This is a genomic window from Pseudomonas sp. NPDC087612 (genome assembly GCF_044743505.1).
In the GTDB taxonomy this organism is placed as follows: domain Bacteria; phylum Pseudomonadota; class Gammaproteobacteria; order Pseudomonadales; family Pseudomonadaceae; genus Aquipseudomonas.
This window is the reverse complement of sequence record NZ_JBIUWO010000009.1, coordinates 278190-294463: the sequence shown is the minus strand read 5'-3', so window position 1 is coordinate 294463 and position 16274 is coordinate 278190. Positions and strand designations below refer to the sequence as shown.

19 protein-coding genes are annotated in these 16274 nt (G+C 60.9%); 8 read left to right on the top strand and 11 right to left on the bottom strand.

The window, feature by feature from the left end:
• Together ACIOVF_RS20405 and ACIOVF_RS20400 are read right to left on the bottom strand one after the other, a co-directional pair.
• Positions 1 to 108: transposase (locus ACIOVF_RS20405; RefSeq protein WP_401292072.1), on the bottom strand; the 108-nt coding region annotated here is incomplete at its 3' end.
• A gap of 389 nt (positions 109 to 497) precedes the next feature.
• Positions 498 to 749: a hypothetical protein gene (locus ACIOVF_RS20400; RefSeq protein ID WP_401292056.1), complete on the bottom strand. Its 252-nt coding sequence runs from the start codon at positions 747 to 749 to the stop codon at positions 498 to 500.
• Between the two features lie 194 nt (positions 750 to 943).
• Here ACIOVF_RS20400 and ACIOVF_RS20395 point away from each other — a divergent pair, with 194 nt between their 5' ends.
• On the top strand, positions 944 to 1339 hold the full coding sequence (locus ACIOVF_RS20395) for an SMI1/KNR4 family protein (protein WP_401292053.1): 396 nt from the start codon (positions 944 to 946) through the stop codon (positions 1337 to 1339).
• 164 nt (positions 1340 to 1503) lie between these two features.
• Here the strand turns inward: ACIOVF_RS20395 and ACIOVF_RS20390 are convergent, their stop codons facing one another.
• The 4 genes from ACIOVF_RS20390 to ACIOVF_RS20375 form a co-directional block, all read right to left on the bottom strand.
• On the bottom strand, positions 1504 to 1764 hold the full coding sequence (locus tag ACIOVF_RS20390) for a DUF6429 family protein (protein ID WP_195883601.1): 261 nt from the start codon (positions 1762 to 1764) through the stop codon (positions 1504 to 1506).
• Between the two features lie 126 nt (positions 1765 to 1890).
• Positions 1891 to 2367, bottom strand: coding sequence for a GNAT family N-acetyltransferase (locus ACIOVF_RS20385; protein WP_401292049.1), 477 nt, complete (start codon positions 2365 to 2367; stop codon positions 1891 to 1893).
• Between the two features lie 58 nt (positions 2368 to 2425).
• A complete protein-coding gene (locus tag ACIOVF_RS20380) occupies positions 2426 to 2680 on the bottom strand; it encodes a helix-hairpin-helix domain-containing protein (RefSeq protein ID WP_195883603.1) in 255 nt (84 codons plus the stop codon).
• 35 nt (positions 2681 to 2715) lie between these two features.
• On the bottom strand, positions 2716 to 3372 hold the full coding sequence (locus ACIOVF_RS20375) for a histidine phosphatase family protein (RefSeq protein ID WP_195883604.1): 657 nt from the start codon (positions 3370 to 3372) through the stop codon (positions 2716 to 2718).
• A 120-nt stretch (positions 3373 to 3492) separates the two neighbouring features.
• On the opposite strand from ACIOVF_RS20375, the gene ACIOVF_RS20370 reads away from it, so the two are divergent.
• Positions 3493 to 3675 (top strand): hypothetical protein, encoded by a 183-nt coding sequence (locus ACIOVF_RS20370; protein ID WP_401292045.1) that lies wholly within the window; start codon positions 3493 to 3495, stop codon positions 3673 to 3675.
• Positions 3676 to 3710: 35 nt separating this feature from the next.
• Positions 3711 to 4391 carry a hypothetical protein gene (locus tag ACIOVF_RS20365; protein WP_195883605.1) on the top strand — a complete coding sequence of 227 codons (681 nt, stop codon included), beginning with the start codon at positions 3711 to 3713 and terminating at the stop codon, positions 4389 to 4391.
• 95 nt (positions 4392 to 4486) lie between these two features.
• Here the strand turns inward: ACIOVF_RS20365 and ACIOVF_RS20360 are convergent, their stop codons facing one another.
• Positions 4487 to 6919, bottom strand: a complete 2433-nt coding sequence (locus ACIOVF_RS20360; protein WP_401292042.1) for a membrane-bound PQQ-dependent dehydrogenase, glucose/quinate/shikimate family — start codon at positions 6917 to 6919, stop codon at positions 4487 to 4489.
• A 308-nt stretch (positions 6920 to 7227) separates the two neighbouring features.
• Between ACIOVF_RS20360 and ACIOVF_RS20355 the strand changes: the two genes are divergently transcribed.
• The 3 genes from ACIOVF_RS20355 to ACIOVF_RS20345 all read left to right on the top strand — a co-directional run bounded on the left by ACIOVF_RS20355 (position 7228) and on the right by ACIOVF_RS20345 (position 9159).
• Complete coding sequence (locus ACIOVF_RS20355) at positions 7228 to 8226, top strand: hypothetical protein (protein ID WP_401292039.1); 999 nt, start codon at positions 7228 to 7230, stop codon at positions 8224 to 8226.
• Positions 8227 to 8281: 55 nt separating this feature from the next.
• Positions 8282 to 8746 (top strand): hypothetical protein, encoded by a 465-nt coding sequence (locus ACIOVF_RS20350; RefSeq protein ID WP_052676574.1) that lies wholly within the window; start codon positions 8282 to 8284, stop codon positions 8744 to 8746.
• An 80-nt stretch (positions 8747 to 8826) separates the two neighbouring features.
• Positions 8827 to 9159, top strand: coding sequence for a hypothetical protein (locus ACIOVF_RS20345; protein WP_045201648.1), 333 nt, complete (start codon positions 8827 to 8829; stop codon positions 9157 to 9159).
• Here the strand turns inward: ACIOVF_RS20345 and ACIOVF_RS20340 are convergent.
• The 3 genes from ACIOVF_RS20340 to ACIOVF_RS20330 all read right to left on the bottom strand — a co-directional run bounded on the left by ACIOVF_RS20340 (position 9156) and on the right by ACIOVF_RS20330 (position 12611).
• A complete protein-coding gene (locus tag ACIOVF_RS20340) occupies positions 9156 to 9500 on the bottom strand; it encodes a hypothetical protein (RefSeq protein WP_045201647.1) in 345 nt (114 codons plus the stop codon). The genes ACIOVF_RS20345 and ACIOVF_RS20340 overlap by 4 nt on opposite strands.
• A 130-nt stretch (positions 9501 to 9630) precedes the next feature.
• A complete protein-coding gene (locus ACIOVF_RS20335; RefSeq protein ID WP_093384833.1) occupies positions 9631 to 11010 on the bottom strand; it encodes a DUF1329 domain-containing protein in 1380 nt (459 codons plus the stop codon).
• Between the two features lie 23 nt (positions 11011 to 11033).
• On the bottom strand, positions 11034 to 12611 hold the full coding sequence (locus tag ACIOVF_RS20330) for a DUF1302 domain-containing protein (protein WP_401292035.1): 1578 nt from the start codon (positions 12609 to 12611) through the stop codon (positions 11034 to 11036).
• Between the two features lie 257 nt (positions 12612 to 12868).
• Here ACIOVF_RS20330 and ACIOVF_RS20325 point away from each other — a divergent pair, with 257 nt between their 5' ends.
• Both ACIOVF_RS20325 and ACIOVF_RS20320 read left to right on the top strand, forming a co-directional pair.
• A complete protein-coding gene (locus ACIOVF_RS20325; RefSeq protein ID WP_401292032.1) occupies positions 12869 to 14605 on the top strand; it encodes an FAD-dependent oxidoreductase in 1737 nt (578 codons plus the stop codon).
• Between the two features lie 11 nt (positions 14606 to 14616).
• A complete protein-coding gene (locus tag ACIOVF_RS20320) occupies positions 14617 to 15495 on the top strand; it encodes an SDR family NAD(P)-dependent oxidoreductase (protein ID WP_195883611.1) in 879 nt (292 codons plus the stop codon).
• A 120-nt stretch (positions 15496 to 15615) separates the two neighbouring features.
• Here the strand turns inward: ACIOVF_RS20320 and ACIOVF_RS20315 are convergent, their stop codons facing one another.
• Positions 15616 to 16008, bottom strand: a complete 393-nt coding sequence (locus tag ACIOVF_RS20315) for a hypothetical protein (RefSeq protein ID WP_156160247.1) — start codon at positions 16006 to 16008, stop codon at positions 15616 to 15618.
• Positions 16009 to 16274: the final 266 nt, after the last annotated feature.

Sequence of the window (16274 nt, the reverse complement as noted above, 5' to 3'; positions counted from 1 at the left end):
CAGCCCAAGTGAACGGGCGGCATCGATATGGCTGTAGCCCTGGTCGAGCACCAGGCTGGCAGCTTCGCGCTTGAATTCTGGGGTAAAGGTACGACTTTGCTTGGTCATCAGACACCTCTCTATGGCGAGCATTTTCGCCTAAATGGGTGTCCGGAATCATTAGACCACTACATTTAGACCAACCTAGCCGGGGTGGCGCGCTTCGTTGAAGGGGGTGATATGCTTCGCTTCCAATAGGCGGGAGAGTGGTAATGCGCCAAAGGCTGCAGCAGCTTCGAGAGTGGCTCACACCGCGTAGGCGGCTATGGATGGGCATAGCTCTGATTACAGTCACTATCGTTGTGCCAATTGTCAGTCCAGGAACCACCGTCAGTTGGCTTATCGGACCTGCGAGCGTTTTCTTCGTGGGTGCCTTTATGCCCCCTACCAACCAAAAATGATAAGGCGCTGGCGGGCCGCGCGGGAGAATCAGGCGCGGCGCACCTTGTATCGTGCGCTTATTGAAATGGCAGCTGCCTCGAGTCTGTCACCAGAACGGGCTGAATAAAGCCTTCGATGTCACCAGCCAGCCACGATTGTTCTGTTCTTGATAAGTAAAACTTAACGGCTGCGCCCGATTCGTCGGTCGACGCTACTGCGATCAATGTCTGCTGTGGATACTGTGTGCGCCACTGCTGAAACACTGCGTTGATCAACAGCAAGGCCTGTGCAAGATTATCGCCTGTGAGGTAGTTGAATTGACCCAGCATTCAACGCTTGTCTCGTCCGGGCGGAGCGATCGCTGAACAGTTCCAAGTCTTTTCTTGAAAGCGGCGTGAATCGCCTAACGCTACCACTGAAGGCAACTGGCCGATCATCGCTAGAAGGGAACGATTTGCCTCGCAGCATCACCCCGGACTCGCTAGGATGGGCTGAATTTGTATTTTTGCCAGGCGATGATTGAATGTTCCAGGACTTAAAAAACAGTGCCCCGTACAGCAGCATGCTAAGCAAACTCCAGCCTGTTGCCTCATCAATGCTTGCACACCTGAGCGAATGCTATCCGTCTCTTCCCGAGGATTACAGTACGTTCCTAAAGGAATTCGGAAGCGGAGCAGTAGGTGCGGAGCAGCCGCTGTTCATTCTGTATGACGGTCTGCTAGCGCCGAATGAAATTTACGATGCTGACAGTGCCACCGCGCTGGAGGGAATTCTGTTGTTCGGTGATGACATGCAGGGCTACTGCGCAGGCTTCGATACCGACAACGCCTGGCAGGTAGTTGAGATTGATCCGATCGATGGGCAGGCTCATGTAGTTGCCGCCAGTTTTCAGGAGTACCTGCGCGATCTGTTGAATTAGCGGCGAGGCTCTATTCCCTCCGCAGTTACCGTCGTTGTATTCAAGCGCTCGCATTTGCGAGAAGCCGACAGCGAACTGTAGTGGAGGGCGAAGCCTTTTGCTCGATCGCAGAGCACCAGTCGTTGTGCCAGGGGGCGTGTCGACTCATCCACGCGTGCATCCACTCAGATATCAGCGTTGGTTGCATGCACTGCTTGAGCTTTCACCCCAAATAACCGGTCAGCTATCCGCCGACCTCGCTCCAGCCCCTCCGCCGTCAACCAGATAGATTTTCTCTTGTTTATCGGATCATTAATGAAGCCCTGCTCATGCAGTCGATTCATGATCTCGAAATCGAACCCTTTCCAGGCATTGCCATCGTCGGAACTAAAGGCTACCAACAGGGCAAGCACGGCATCTTCAATCAGTTTGTCGTCGTATTCCATGATCGTTGCTCCGCTCGTATTTGAGTATCGCGCATGAAATCCAGTAGCAATTGGCAGCCCTGCGCGGCGGTACGCAGAGCCAATAACAATGTACCATCAGAATCTCCGCCGTTTCAGCCACCAGCCTCAATCACCAGCAGATGCCCGAAGCCGATAGCTAACAAAGCGCACGCCATCCAAACAAACTTCCCCATCCGGCTGAAACCCTAACCGAAGCATCCCCTTGACCCGTGTTCTGCTAGGCGCAAGCAAAACGGTAACTGATTCCAGCCCCATCTCCTGAAAGGCTCGCCGAACGATCTCAGCAAAAATCGCTTTGCCACAGCCCCAATAGTCCGGAAGTAAAACAAGCGCCAGGTCGGCATCACCTTCTGTTAACTGCAGCCCACCCCAGCCGGCAAACTTCTGATCCACCAAGAAAGCCCACGGGCCATAGCCATTAACCTGCCACTGCGACTCTTTCTCGGCGACCCACGCTGCGCATTTGGCTTCGTCAAAGTCGGGGCGGCCCAAAGGCATGTGGCGCAAGACCCGCGGGTTGTTGTTGAGCTCAATGATGTCGGCGCTGCTGATTTCACTGAGTCGCTTGAATTGCAGGTCCATGCTTTGCCTTTTCCGCAATGTTTGATGCGCGGGTTTGCACTCGCGCAGGCCAACCAATCTAGCCGGCGGGCTTGAAACTAGCAGCCCCTTTCGCAAGCTCAACCGCAGCAGTAATCGCTGCTCGCGCTTGCGGGCTGTTCTTCCAGCAGGTCGAGCCCAGTGCCGCTGAGGCCTGAGCCAGTATGTCACTGACATCCGCCTTGCCCAGTTCTGCCAGCGATTCAATCCCCATCTGTTCGAGCCGGGTAATGACGGTTGGGCCGACGCCCTTGAGGGTGAGCAGTGCAGCGCGTTCGGTCGGTGAAAACGGCATTTGCGAAATCCTTTTCTGGGTAGCTTGGGGAATGTTCAGGTATAGAAACACCGCAACTTGGCTTGGGTCGATGCACAGACCTGTGCCTGAAACTTCGCATCGTCCGAATGCCAGCACAACGCGTAGCCACAGCAATTGGGCACGTGGTTGGCAATTTCATACGCCCGCCATTGCGTCATTGCCTGGCCATCAATTGTCTCTGGCGTGTATTCAAGTAACCAGGCAACGGCATTGATGAACTGCCCATGGGAGAACACTGCAATGTCCTGGGCAGGATGTGCGGCAAGTTGTTCCAGGAATGCCTTCGCCCGAGCCACGAAGTCCAGAAACGACTCTGCTCCGGCACCATCCCTGAATGCCGGGTCTGATCTGGCCCAGTACGCTTCAACCCAGTTGCGACGTTGGGCCACTGTCGTGTCGGTACAGCGCGCAGGTTCAAGGTAGGTGAACTCTTGCACAGCCCAGGTTTCGAACGGCACGGCAGGGAAGGCGGTGGCCGTTGCCCTGGCGGTTGCCTGGGCTCGAAAGAATGGCGAGGCAACAATTAATTGCGGCGCCTGGGTGAACGAATGGGCCACCCGCTGCGCTTGTTCGATTCCCTTTTGAGTAAGGGCAATGCTCGCATGATCGCGACTGGCTTGGCCTGCGTTGGCAGCGCTTTCGCCGTGGCGAATCAGCTTGATGTGCTTCATTGACGACCTGTCTTTTCAACGTGAGTGTTGATTGTCCTGTTGCGCAGCATAACGGCAATCTGGTTTAAGATGGTGCATCATGGCTGACTGCCATGCAGCCACAAGACAAGGAGGTTTGACATGACCAACCCAAGCAAAAAGCCTTTCATCCTGGCCGGCGCGCCACTGATTGCCATGGGCTCGGGCTTCATTGCCGTGGGGTTATCCGGGCAACCTGCATTTGCTTACACCGGTCTGGGCTTGTTAATGCCCGGCATCGTACTGGTTGCGATCGAATTCTATTCGAGACGTCGACGGGCTTGAGTGAGCCGCGACAGCATTCGAAGATAAGGATATCCGTGCAAAACCCACAACCGACCGACCCCGCTGAACGCCCTGCAGCAAACCCGCCCGATACATTGATGAACTGGTCGATCAAGGCGCGCCTGATTGCGCCCAGGGACCTGCGCAATGGCATCCTGGCGATGACCATCGCAGTGCTCGGGGCGGCCGGTATGTTCAGTTGGCTGGGCGCCGACAAGTGGGTCTACGGGCTATGCGCGGTGATGTACGTCCTGATGCTGCTGTTATTAACGGTCAGAACCCACCTTTCATTCCAGCTCACCCGCGACGGCATAACCATCAGCAAGTACGTGCGCTCCGATCGCGCCGCCAGGATCACCATCGTCGTGGTTGTGGTAATCGAGGCGCTGCTGATGCTCTGGCTGGCGGTCGCGACCGGCACCTGGTGGCTGTTGCTGACGCCGCTGTTTATCGCTTATATCCTGTTCACTCGCGAGATGGTGCCGCCTTCGCCCGAAGCCTGTGCTAAACATGAACATGGCCCCGGGTGGGAGCAATATCGCTACCTGACCATCGACCGCAAGCGCCGGATCCTGGTCCCGCATATCAGTAACCTGTCCATCGGCTTCGAACTGCGCCTGCCCGACATAGCGATGTTCGAACAGTGCCTGGCGCTGTTGCGTGAGCTGTTACCTGCCGAGGTTGAGTATCTGGAGCGGGATTGGGAGTTTGCGTGATCTGCAGCGGGGCGGTTCAAACAGCCGCTCAAATGAACCCCTCAAAAAAACAATCCCCGAATACCGGGGATTATTTTTACGTGGCGCTAAGCAACTTATTGCTTCCCCGTTCCCTCCGGCAACGCATAAGCAATGATGTAGTCGCCCACATCCGGCGAATGGCTCATGCCGCCCGCCGAGATCACCACATATTGCCGGCCGGTGGCCGGCGACTGGTAGATCAACGGCGCTGCTACAGCACCGACCGGCAGGCGGGCTTTCCACACTTCTTTACCGGTGGCCGAGTCGAGCGCGCGCAGGTAGTAATCCTGGGTACCGGCAAAGAACACCAGGCCAGACGCTGTTGAGGTCGGGCCGCCAAGGGTCGGCATGCCCAGCGGGATCGGCAGGTGGGTTTTGATTCCCAGCGGGCCGGTGTCCTGGACGGTGCCCAGCGGCACTTGCCAGACCAGTTTCTGGGTATTCAGGTCGATGGCGCTCATGCTGCCAAACGGCGGGCTGTTGCACGGTACGCCCAGGGGGGATTGCAGAATGTCGATTTTCACCCCGCCATAAATGCCGGCAACTTGCGGGCGAATGGTGCCCATGAAGCCAGGCACCTCGTCGGTCGAGACTTTAAACTTCTTGGTGTTCTCCTTGGTAACCAGGGCCATGCGCAGCGGTACGCGCATGTCGTTGACGAACATCATGCCGGTGTTTTCGTCGATGGAAATACCACCCCAGTTCATGCCGCCCAACAGGCCCGGCCATTCGATGTAGGGCTTTTCGGTTGGCGGGGTGAAGGGGCCGACGTAGACGGAGTCCTTGAACATGATGCGGCAGTACAGTTGGTCGAAGGTGCTCACGCCCCACATGGACTTTTCAGTCAGTGGCTCGGCACCAATCACCGGCATGCCCACCGAGTGCGGTTGGGTGGGCGCCAGGTGTTCGCCTTCTGCAGCAGGTGCAGTCGGCACCGGGCGCTCCTGCACTTCGGTAACCGGCTGGCCGGTTCGGCGGTCCAGTACGAAGATGTTGCCGGTTTTACTGGTCTGGATCAGCACCGGGGTTTTTTCGCCCTGGGCATTCTTGATGTCGTACAGCACCGGCTGCGATGGCAGGTCATAGTCCCACACGTCGTGGTGAACGGTCTGGTAAACCCATTTCGCTTTGCCGGTCGAGGCATCGACGGCAACCACGGCCGAGCCATACTTTTCCTTGGCCTGGTTGCGGTCGCCACCCCAATAGTCGGGCGGGCCGTTGCCGGTTGGCAGGTAGACCAGGTTCAGTTCCTTGTCGAAAGTCGGGACGGTCCAGACGTTAGGGGTTTCCAGCGTGAAGGCGTGATCGGCGGCGGTGGTATCCGCATCCTCAGGCGCGCCGATATCCCAGGCCCACACCAGTGCACCGGTGAGTACGTCAAAGGCCCGCACCGCGCCGGAAGGTTCTTTGCCGACGATGTCGCGGACCCAGCCACCGACCACAGTGAGGTGGCCCATGACCACCGGCAGGGAGGTCGGGTGATAGCGCTTGCTGTTCTCGGTCGGGCCCATGCCTTTTTTCAGGTCGACGAAGCCGTTGTCGCCAAAGTTCGGGCACAGGCTGCCGGTGTGCGCATCGAGGGCAAACAAGCGCGCATCGACAGACGACACCAGAATGCGCTGACGGCATTGTTGCTGATCGTTGTAGGAGGCTTTGACCTCAGTGCTCAGGCTGTCGTCCTTGTCGATGTCGTAATAGCCCACGCCGCGGCAGGTGACGTGCTCGGCACTGCTGGCGTGCGGGTCGAATTTCCAGATCGGCTTGCCGCTGTCGCCGTCGAGGGCGGTGATCAGGTTTTCCGGGGTGCATGAATACAGCACGTTGCCGATCTGCAGCGGGGTGTTTTCGTCGACACCGGCGCCATTGCCGGTGGTCCTGCGGCCGGTGCGGTAGATCCACGCCACTTGCAGGTCCTTGACGTTGTCTGCGGTGATCTGGCTGAACGGCGCAAAGCGCGTGCCGGATGCACTGCGGCCAAAGAATTCCCAGTTTTCAGGTGCGGAGGCGGGCGCTTTGGGCGCGGGCGCACCGGTGCTAGCGACCGGGTTGGAGATCGCGCCGTGCGGATAGAACGCAGCAACGAAGGTTGCGATCAGCGCCGCAAACACGACAAAACCGCTGCCGTTGGCCAGGCGCCGGGTGTTCGTTGCAGTACCTGGGAACGCAGCACCGACCCACAGGCTCAGGGTCAGGATAATCGCCGGAACCACCAGGCGCGGCAGCAGTTGCCAGTAACTAAACTGGCCCACTTCGTAAAATGCCCAGGCACAGGTTACAAGGGCGATAACCACGGAAAGGGTAATGCCACTGCGTTTGCGCCAGAAAAACAGTGCCGCCAGCAGTAAGTAGGCAAGGCCGGCGATCAAGTAATAAGTTGATCCTCCCAGTATCACCAGTTTGAGGCCGCCATATAGCAACGCCAGCGATATCACTAGAACCAGCAGGGAAAACAGCACGCTCGCGGTCGTGGCAAACTTCCGGGTTTGCGTTCGAGGGTCATCCGTCATTGTTTATACGTTCCGTTAGTCATAGGCATTGCACGCACGCAGTGCGCAAGGCTCAGGGGGAATTAAGTTGGCAGCATCAACGCCTGATGGGCAGCGCTGGTCAGCTGGGAAGCGGGGCAGGGGCTTGGCCTGGAAACTGATTTCAGTTTAGGCCGAGGGTGTTTGCGGATAAACGCCCGGGGCTGAGAAGCTTTATTGGTGAAACAGTAACAATGGCGTTTGCCGCACAAGCAATAAGCGCTAATGGCGGTTATCATCCGCGCCCGCAGGGTGTACTGCGGATGTCTTGGTCAAGGAGCAGGCTTGTAATGAGTCGAAGTGCGGCAGGGAAGCTGATGGTGGGTGCGGGTATCGGGTTGTGTGCACTGCTCGCTGTGGCCTTGTTCAAGGAGCCCAGGGTGGTGCTGGCGCAGTTGCAGTTCCAGGGCGGTGCCCATCCTCGCGGTGACGCCGGGCAAGTGCACGAGGTTTACCGCCAGGCCGTCGAGCAGCTGTTGGCCACCCAGCACATCGATACGCAACGGCTGCAGATCGAACTCGATCCCCAGCACAGTGACACCCTTGTGCTGCGCGGCCCTGAGCCTGCCCTGAGCGCCGCGCAGCGCCAGGCCCTGGCCGGCCAGTTCGATACCATCCTGAAGGCGCGCAAGGCGGTGGTCTCCAGCGTGCAATTGCAGCTGGACTACAGCCAGGCCAAGCGCCTGAATGCAGCGGGGAGGGAAATCGGCCCGGCGCCTGCCAACGTCGTCGCGATGGGGCGTAAGGTCATACCGCTGTGGTTCGACTTGCCCTACGAAACGAGCCTCGATACCCGCATCAGCGACAGCGAGCGCCGCCATGCCTTTGCCGGTAGCCGCACGGTCAACGCCGAGGTGAGCTGCCAGCTCGACAGTTTCGTGCAGAGCGCCTTGCCGTTCGTCATTACCGGCTTCAAGGCTGATAGCGCGCAACTGGAAGGCGGCATGGACATTCTCACCCACGACAAGTTGACCCTGCGCGTGCCTGCCAGCCTGTACTTTGACGACCGTGACCTGCGCGAGCGCCTCGAGGCGGGAGGGCTGAAGGTCAGCATGGGAAGCCAGATGTCCTACGGCAAGTTTCGCTCGACCTGGCTGACCATTGAGTTCGGATCACTCGGCGAGCACCCCTACCAGCCCTTTGATATGGCCGACGCCGGGCGCCAGGGCCTGCGCGAGATGTGTGGCGACTACGCGTATCAGGCCGGGCGGCCGTTTTCGTTCTACTACGGGGTAGGGCTGGACCGACTGCAAAAGGTCAGTTTTGCACCGCAGGTCGATGCTCGATGATCTAACCTCCTGTATCACGCAGAGCCACAAATGAATGGCGCACGGGAGCAATCGTATGGGCAGTGGATCACAGGCCACCGAGCAAAAATTTCCGTTTCCCAAAGAAGTCGTGCTCGAAGCGCTAGGCGAAGTCCTGCCGAATCTGGGGCTGCAAGCCACGCACGTCGACATGTTCATCGGCAGAATCGATGTGTCGGCGGGCATGTCGGCGTTTTCCTGGGGCGAACGGGTGACCATCGTAGTTGATGATCTGGAGCCGGGCGTTTGCGTTGTAAGAATCGAGTCGTCCTTGAAGGTCGGGGCGAACCTTCCTGGCAATCATCGGCACCATAAAAATTTCTCCAGGATCATTTATGCGCTGAGTGATTACCTTCAGCTCGGGGAGAAAGGAGAGAGAAAATCGAACCGGGCAGTTCTGGATCAACAACTAAGTCGTCGCAGCGAAGCCGCGTCCAGGGTGACGTCGATAGTGTGGGTGTGCCTGATAGCGGGAGTGGTTTCATTTTTCTGGTTTAGTTGAGTGCACTGAGTAAACCAGACTGCCGTGATAGAATTCGCCGCGCTTTACCCACCGTGTCATTGAAAGGACTCAGCAACGCCATGTACTTCCCGATTGAATTCTACAACGCCCTCACTTCGCAGTTCTGGACGCCGCTGCTCGCCGCTGTGCTCACCTGGATTCTGCTCTGGTTTCGTAGCCAGTCCTACGACGGCACCGGCGCCTGGACCCTGGGCTTGATCGTGGTGCTGTGCGCGGTGGCGTTCTTTCCCAATGGCTACCACGCGCTGTTCAACACCGGCCCGACCTTCTACAGCCATGACCGTATTTATGCGCCTGACTACTCGGCAAAGTTCAGCGCCGATGTGCTGCTGACCCTCGCCGGTATGTTGGTGGGCATGCTTGCGCGCAAAATCGTTATCAGCCTGCGCTAATCGCGAAACTTCACCACCTGGTTGCACTTGGGGCACTCGATCAGCTTCTGGGTGAAGACCTCGTGGGGCAGGAAGCCGCGGTGCATCAACAGCCCTTCACCCGGCTTGTACAGGTGGTGCATGGAGGTGTTGCATTCCGGGCAGCGCACGAACAGCGCGGTGAAGAAGAACAGGCAGAGGCTGACGATGGCAAACACTGCGTAGGTCTCGAAGTATCGCGTCGCATCACGGTCGAACAGCACCCAGATCATGTAGAGGCCGCCGGTCCAGATGCTGAGGTTGAGCTCCACCTGCATGGCGATGGCGAGAAAACGGTTCTTCAGGGGTTTCACCAGGATCATCCATTGATCGTTCAAAGGCGGGGCCGCGCGCGGGGATGCGCGGGCAGTACGGCGGCCATTGTACTTCGCCAGCGGCGAAAACGCCTGCTCCCGAGCGCAGCGCTCGGGAGCAGGGCGGCGTGCCTGGGGCTCAGCGGGTACCGAGCTTGCGCAGGTTGCCGGGGGTGAACTCGTCGGCGGCAAAGTTGCTGGCGTTGAGCTTGGCCGGCTTTTGCTCGTCGAGCAGGCGGTCGACCAGGTAGGAGCCGGCGATCAGGTCGTGGTAGATCCCCAGACGCGCGTGGAAGCGCTGGATCTCATAGGCATACACCGAAGTCTGCATGTTGGTGCGCCACAGTTGGCCACGGGCGTCGAAGTTGTCGGCCAGGGTTGCCGCCCAGCTGTCTTCATCGATGTAGATCAGGCGCTTGGCATAGATGTGCCGGGCGGATGGCTTGAGGGTTGCCTGCAGCACCCACACCCGGTGTTTTTCATAGCGCATCAGCTCCGGGTTGATGTGGCCGCTGGTGGAGAGGATCTGCGCGGTGTTCACCTCGGGGCTGTCGATCTTGTAGTTGTTGTAGGGGATGTAGATTTCTTTTTTGCCGACGATGCTCCAGTCGTAGCGGTCGGTGGCACCGTTGAACAGGCGGTCTTCATCGTAGACGCGAAAGCCGCCGGCGCCGGTGGGCGAATCGTAGCCCACGGTCGGCGCCCGGCGTACCCGGCGCTGGCCCGGGGTGTACTGCCAGGCCTGGCGTGGCTGGGCGGCGGCGTTGATGAATTCGTGGCCGACGATGATCTCGCCTTTCTTGCGCACCGGCTCAAGGGTGGTGAGCAAAAAGTCGGTGAACACGCCGTTGACGCTTTGCGCGCTCTGCTTGGGGTCGGACCACAGCGAGTAGATCTTGTAGTTGACCTTCTCCAGGGCCTTGTTGTTGTCGGCATACACCACCACCTGCTGGTAGTTGGCCTCTTCGGTGACCGCCCGTGCCTGCATGTTGTGGTTGAGGATCAGCTCGTTGCCGTTCTTCGGGATCGGGAACGGCGAGGCGCCGAAGGCGTTGAGGGCATCGTTGCCGTCGGCGCTGAGCGTGGCGTTCAGTGCGTTGCGCTTGAGCGCATCTTCGCTGGCCTGGTCGACCCTGAAGTCCCGATGGCTGGGGTAGACCGGGATCTTGAACGAGTTGGGGTAGCGTTTGAACAGCGCCTTCTGGCCGTCGGTAAGGTTGGCGGCGTATTGCTCGACGTTCTGCGCGGTGATGGTGAACAGCGGTTTTTCGTCGGCGTATGGGTCGGGGTAGGGCGTGCCTGGGCCGGCGAATTTCAGATGCGGCGGCAGCCCGCGCCATTTGCCGGTCCAGGCCGGAATACTGCCATCGGCGTTGCCGGCGCGCTCGGCGCCGACCGGGGTCAGGTCCTGGCCCAGGCGCGCGGCATCGTTATTGCTGACATTGGCGTGGGCCAGGCTTGCGCCGAGCAGGGCGGCCGCCAGGGTGGTGCGCAACCAGGGATGCGTGAGAGTAGACATGCGGTGCTCCTCCATCAGGGGCTTCAGAAGCGGTACTTGAAGTTGAGGGCGACGTTGTCGCGGTCGGCCAGGGGCGAGTTGTTGGCGTTACCCAGGTAGGCGTTGTAGAGCGCTTCGACGGTGAAGTTGCCGAGGTAGCGCCAGGTGGTGCCGATGCTTGCGCGCTCATCGCCTTGCCCGGCATTGATCGAGCCGGTCAGGGCGCTGTCGTGCTGGGCGGCGCTGCTGTAGGTGACCGGTACCGACATGTCCCAGCCGCTGAACACGTCGTTGTAGTCGAAGGTCGCCTGTACCGTGTAGCCCCAGGCGTCGCGGTCCAGCACCAGGCTGTCGGTGCCCGGCAGGGTCAGGCCGGGGGGCAGGGTCAGCGGGGTCGAGGCGTCGTTGTCGAGCACGGTGTTGTAGACCAGCTCGCCGACCAGGGTGGTGTTGTCGGCAAAGGCGGTCGGGCCGACCACGTGGATCATCGACACCTGGGCCTGCAGGGTCTGCGCCCGCACCGGGCTTGAGAAACCGTTGTCGACCATCACCGGCGCGCCGTCGCGGTAGCTGACCTCACCGGCGATGCTGGTGTCGCCGAGCACGGTACCGAAGCTTGCGCCGTACTGGTCGATGTTGTCGAAGTAGCGCACGCGGTAGTGGCCCAGGTCGGTCTGGAAGTCCAGCGACGGGTTCTTGTCGTGGTAGCGCGAGTAGTAGAGACCGAACTCGGTGTTGTTCAGCGACTCGGCGGTGTAGCGCAGGGCCACGCCGTACTGGCCGCTGTCACTGGGCTCGTCGTCCTTGAGGCGGGTAACGAAGCCTGAGGCGTCGCTGAAACCGCCGCGGTCGATCAGGTCGGTGCTGGAAAAATAGCTGCCGACCCCGAACAGGTCGGTCTTCTCCCACTTGTACTGGTAGTAGGCTTGCAGCTCCAGCGCCTCGGTCAGGCTGAACTGGCCGAACACCTGGCCGACCGGCAGCAGCACTTCCTTGACCTCGACCCCGGGGGTGGTGGCCTTGGTCGCATCGACCGGGCTCTGGGCCGCAGAGATGCCCGGGTAGAACAGGCTTTCACCCCAGCTCACCACCTGATCGCCGACCCGCAGGTTGAGGTTGTGGCCGCTAACGTCCCAGCTGCCGTAGGCATAGGCGTCGAGCAGGCGCAGGTCGTCGCGGTGCTGGTCGATGGTGTCCTGGGAGAAGCGGTCGGCGCGCCGGCAGTTGCCGCTGGCCAGGCAGTTGGAGGCACCGCTGTTGTTGTCGTTGCCCTGGTCGTAGACGTTGTCGTAGAAGCCGGCAGCGCGCACGAACAGGCCGTAGTTGTCCTGCCACTTGAGGTTGGCCTCGGTGAGAAAGCCAACGCGGTTGTTGATCAGGCTGCCGCGGTCGAAGGCGTTGTCGCCATCGTTGCCGTCGGCGTTGGCCACCAGCTTGTGGTCGCGGCCCTCGGTACGCCAGGCCAGGCTGTAGGTGAGGGTGGTGTCCCAGTCGATGCTCAGGTCATCGTTGGCCTGAAAGGTCAGGGCGCTGGCCGGGGTGCCCAGGCCGCCGGCCAGCATCAGCATCCCCAGGCGCACGCAGGTATTGAGTGAAGGTGGGGCGATTGTTGTTTTTATCATGTCGTCCTCATGCCGCGGTCAGACCTGCCCGACCGCTGTATTCAAGGTGGGAGGTGAAGCTGGAGGCGACTATGGAATCCCCGTGGCGGCGCAACATCGTCCAAGCGGACTAAGCGATGCCGCCACGTGCGCCGGACGCTGGCGCTAGTCCCATCGGACGATGTTGGCCCGTGCCGGGCATCGAACAATCAATGACCAATGCCCCCGGCCGACCGCCGGCGCGGCCTGTTGTCCATTGCCCTTTACAAGGTGAGCACATGAACGAAGCCGGGATCGACTGGGACCACTGTTGCGACGTGCTGGTGATCGGTTCGGGGGCCGGCGGCATGACCGCCGCCCTGCGCGCCCATGACCTGGGGCTCAAGGCCCTGGTGATCGAAAAAAGTAGCGAATACGGCGGTACCTCGGCGGTGTCCGGCGGTGGTGTGTGGATCCCCAACAACCCGCGCATCAGCGCCTTGGGCGGGCACGACTCGGCCGAGGAAGCTATCGCTTACCTCGAGGCCGTCACCCAGGGCGAGATCGACGACGGGCGCATCGAAACCTACGTCGAGCAGGGCCGGCGCATGCTCGAATACCTCGAACAACACTCGCGGGTGCGCTTCGAGGCGCAGCCGCACTATGCCGACTACTACCCCGAAGTACCGGGCGGCAAGCCTGGCTACCGCTCCATGGACCCCTTGCCGTTCGACGCGGCGCAACTGGGCGACGAGTTCCTGAAGATGCGCGCGCCGTCACCGGGCACGCTGATGATGGGTCGCATGGCCATGACCATGAAAGAAGCCCAGGTGCTGCTGTGTCGCGGCAACGGCTGGCTGCGCCTGACCCTGCGGGTGATGTGGCGCTACTGGCGCGACCGCACGGGCCGCAAGCTGTCGAAACGTGATCGCTTCCTGACCCTGGGCAACGCCCTGGTCGGCGCCTTGCGCTGCTCGTTGCTCGACCGTGAGGTGCCGCTGTGGCTCGACTGCGCGCTGGAGCAACTGCTGATCGTCGACGGGCGCATCGGCGGCGCCCAGGTGCGCCGCGACGGCAAGCTGCTGCGGATCAAGGCGCGTCACGGGGTGGTCATCGCCGCCGGTGGCTTCGAGCGTAACCAGGCGATGCGCGACCAGTATCACCCGCAGCCCTCGCAAGCGCGCTGGAGCGCGACGCCGCCGCACAACACCGGCGACGGCATTCGCGCCGGCCAGGCCGTGGGCGCGCGCACCGCGCTGATGGAACACAGCTGGTGGGCGCCGACCACCCATGTGCAGGGCGAAGAGAAGCAGCGCGCGCTGTTTGTCGAACGCACCTTGCCCGGCTGCGTGCTGGTCAATGCCGCGGGCCAGCGCTTCGTCAACGAAGCGGCGCCGTACACCGACATCGTCTACGCCATGTACGCCAACAACCGCGAAGGCGCCAGCAGCGTGCCGTGCTGGATGGTCTTCGACGCCAGCTTCCGGCGTAAATACCCCTGTGGCGCGCTGTTGCCGGGCTATGCCCAGCGCGACTGGCAGTTGCCCCGGCACCTGCGCGACTACTTCCACAAGGCCAACAGTCTTGAAGCCCTGGCGACCAGCATCGGGGTCGATGCCGCAGGCCTGGCGCGTACTGTGCAGCGCTTCAATGCCATGGCCAGCCTGGGTCGCGACGAGGATTTTGCCAAGGGCGAGTCGTTGTTCGACCGCTATTACGGCGACCCCGGTGTGCAGCCCAACCCGTGCCTGGCGCCGTTGCTGCAGGCACCGTTCTATGCGGTGCGGGTCGATGCCGGCGATATCGGCACCAAGGGCGGCTTGCTCACCGATGTGCATGCGCGGGTGCTGCACGAGGACGGCCAGCCGATCCTCGGCCTGTATGCCATTGGCAACAGCGCCGCATCGATGATGGGCCGTACCTATCCGGGGGCGGGGTCGACCCTCGGCCCGGCCATGACCTTCGGCTACCTGGCCGCCAACCATATCGGCGCGTTAGCCAGTAATCACCAGGCCCAGGCGGCGCTGGTTTCTTGAGGATGCACCCCATGAGTACACAACACAGGCAGGTTGCCGTGGTCACCGGCGCCAGCCGCGGTGTCGGCCAGGGTATCGCCCTGGCCCTCGGCGCGGCCGGCATGACCGTTTACGTTACCGGCCGAGCCCGCGGGCAGGGCGGTTCACATTTGTACGGGCATGCCCTGGACGGCGACCTGCAGGCCACCGCCGAGGCCATCAGCGCGGTGGGCGGGCAAGGCATCGCGGTGACCTGCGATCACGCCGACGATGCCCAGGTGCAGGCGCTGTTCGCCCGGGTGGAGCGCGAATGCGGGCACCTGGATCTGCTGGTCAACAACGCGGCGTTCATCCATGACCAGTTGATCGAACCGGGGCCGTTCTGGAGCAAACCGCTGGCGCTGGCGGGCATCCTCGACGTCGGCCTGCGTTCAGCCTATGTCGCCAGCTACCATGGCGCGCCGCTGTTGCTGCGCAGCCGCCAGGGGCTGGTGTGTTTCACCTCATCGTTTGGCGCTGGCTGCTACATGCATGGGCCGGCTTATGGCGCGCAGAAGGCCGGCTGCGACAAGCTGGCCGCCGACATGGCCATCGATTTCGAAGGCCAGGGCGTCGCCGCCGTGTCGCTATGGTTAGGCCCGCAACTGACCGAGCGCACGCGGATTGCCGGCGAGCAGCATGGCGAGCAGTACAAGGCGTTTCTTGCCGATGCCGAGACCCCGCAGTTCAATGGGCGGGTGATTCATGCGCTGCTCAATGACCCGCAGTTGATGCGCTATTCCGGGCAAACCCTAATCACTGCCGAGATAGCCGCTGGGTATGGCATCAGCGAAGCGGGCGGGCGCCAGCCGCCTTCCCATCGCGGCTTGCTCGGCGACCCGCGCCAGCAACATCCGGCGCGGGTGATCTGAGCGGCGGGTTACGACCCCTGCGGGGGGCTTGACCCGCGATGAGGCCAGTCCAGCCCGCAAATCAATATTGCCGGAATTACGTCCGCTGCGTGCTTGATTGCCGGCAAGCCCCTCATCCCTTTATCCATTGCTGAGCTTTAGCAATCCTGCGCCTATCATCAGCCATGCAAAGCCAACAATAGACAACCAGGAAGAGATGATCATCTTACGCTTGAGAGGGGCCGGGAATTCTTGCAGTTCACCTGGATCGAACAGCCCTTTGCGGATGCAGAACCCGGGATAAAGCATGGCGCCGCTGACTGTGTTTACCAGATGCCAACGTGACCTCAAGCTGGCGTTGCCAAAATGGGTAGTTCGATTTTGAAGCCGCCAGCTGTTGGGTAGTGCCGAGAGCATGACATTGAAGTCACGGCCGCAGGTGATCTGGATACTCATCGCTAAACCGATGAACGCAAGCGTGAACGGAGAAATCATGAAAGCGACAGCCCACCATGAATACCAGAACCCGCTCATGGCCTTGTTAGTCCAAAAATCACATCCCCCACCCATTCTCCTCCCATTCCAACACCTGCAGCGCCAGCCAACGATCCTGGGTGCCTGACATGCTGCGCGGCACGATGTAGAAGCCTGGCTGCAAGGTGGAACTGGTGGCGGTTATCGCCGGAGCAGGGGATAAAACGGAAGAGGGCGTCCTTGTCATGCGCAGGTTCCTTGGGCAAAGAGGCCCGGAACCTAGCACTGGCATTCACGCCTTGGCGCACCGTCGAACGGATTCGGAA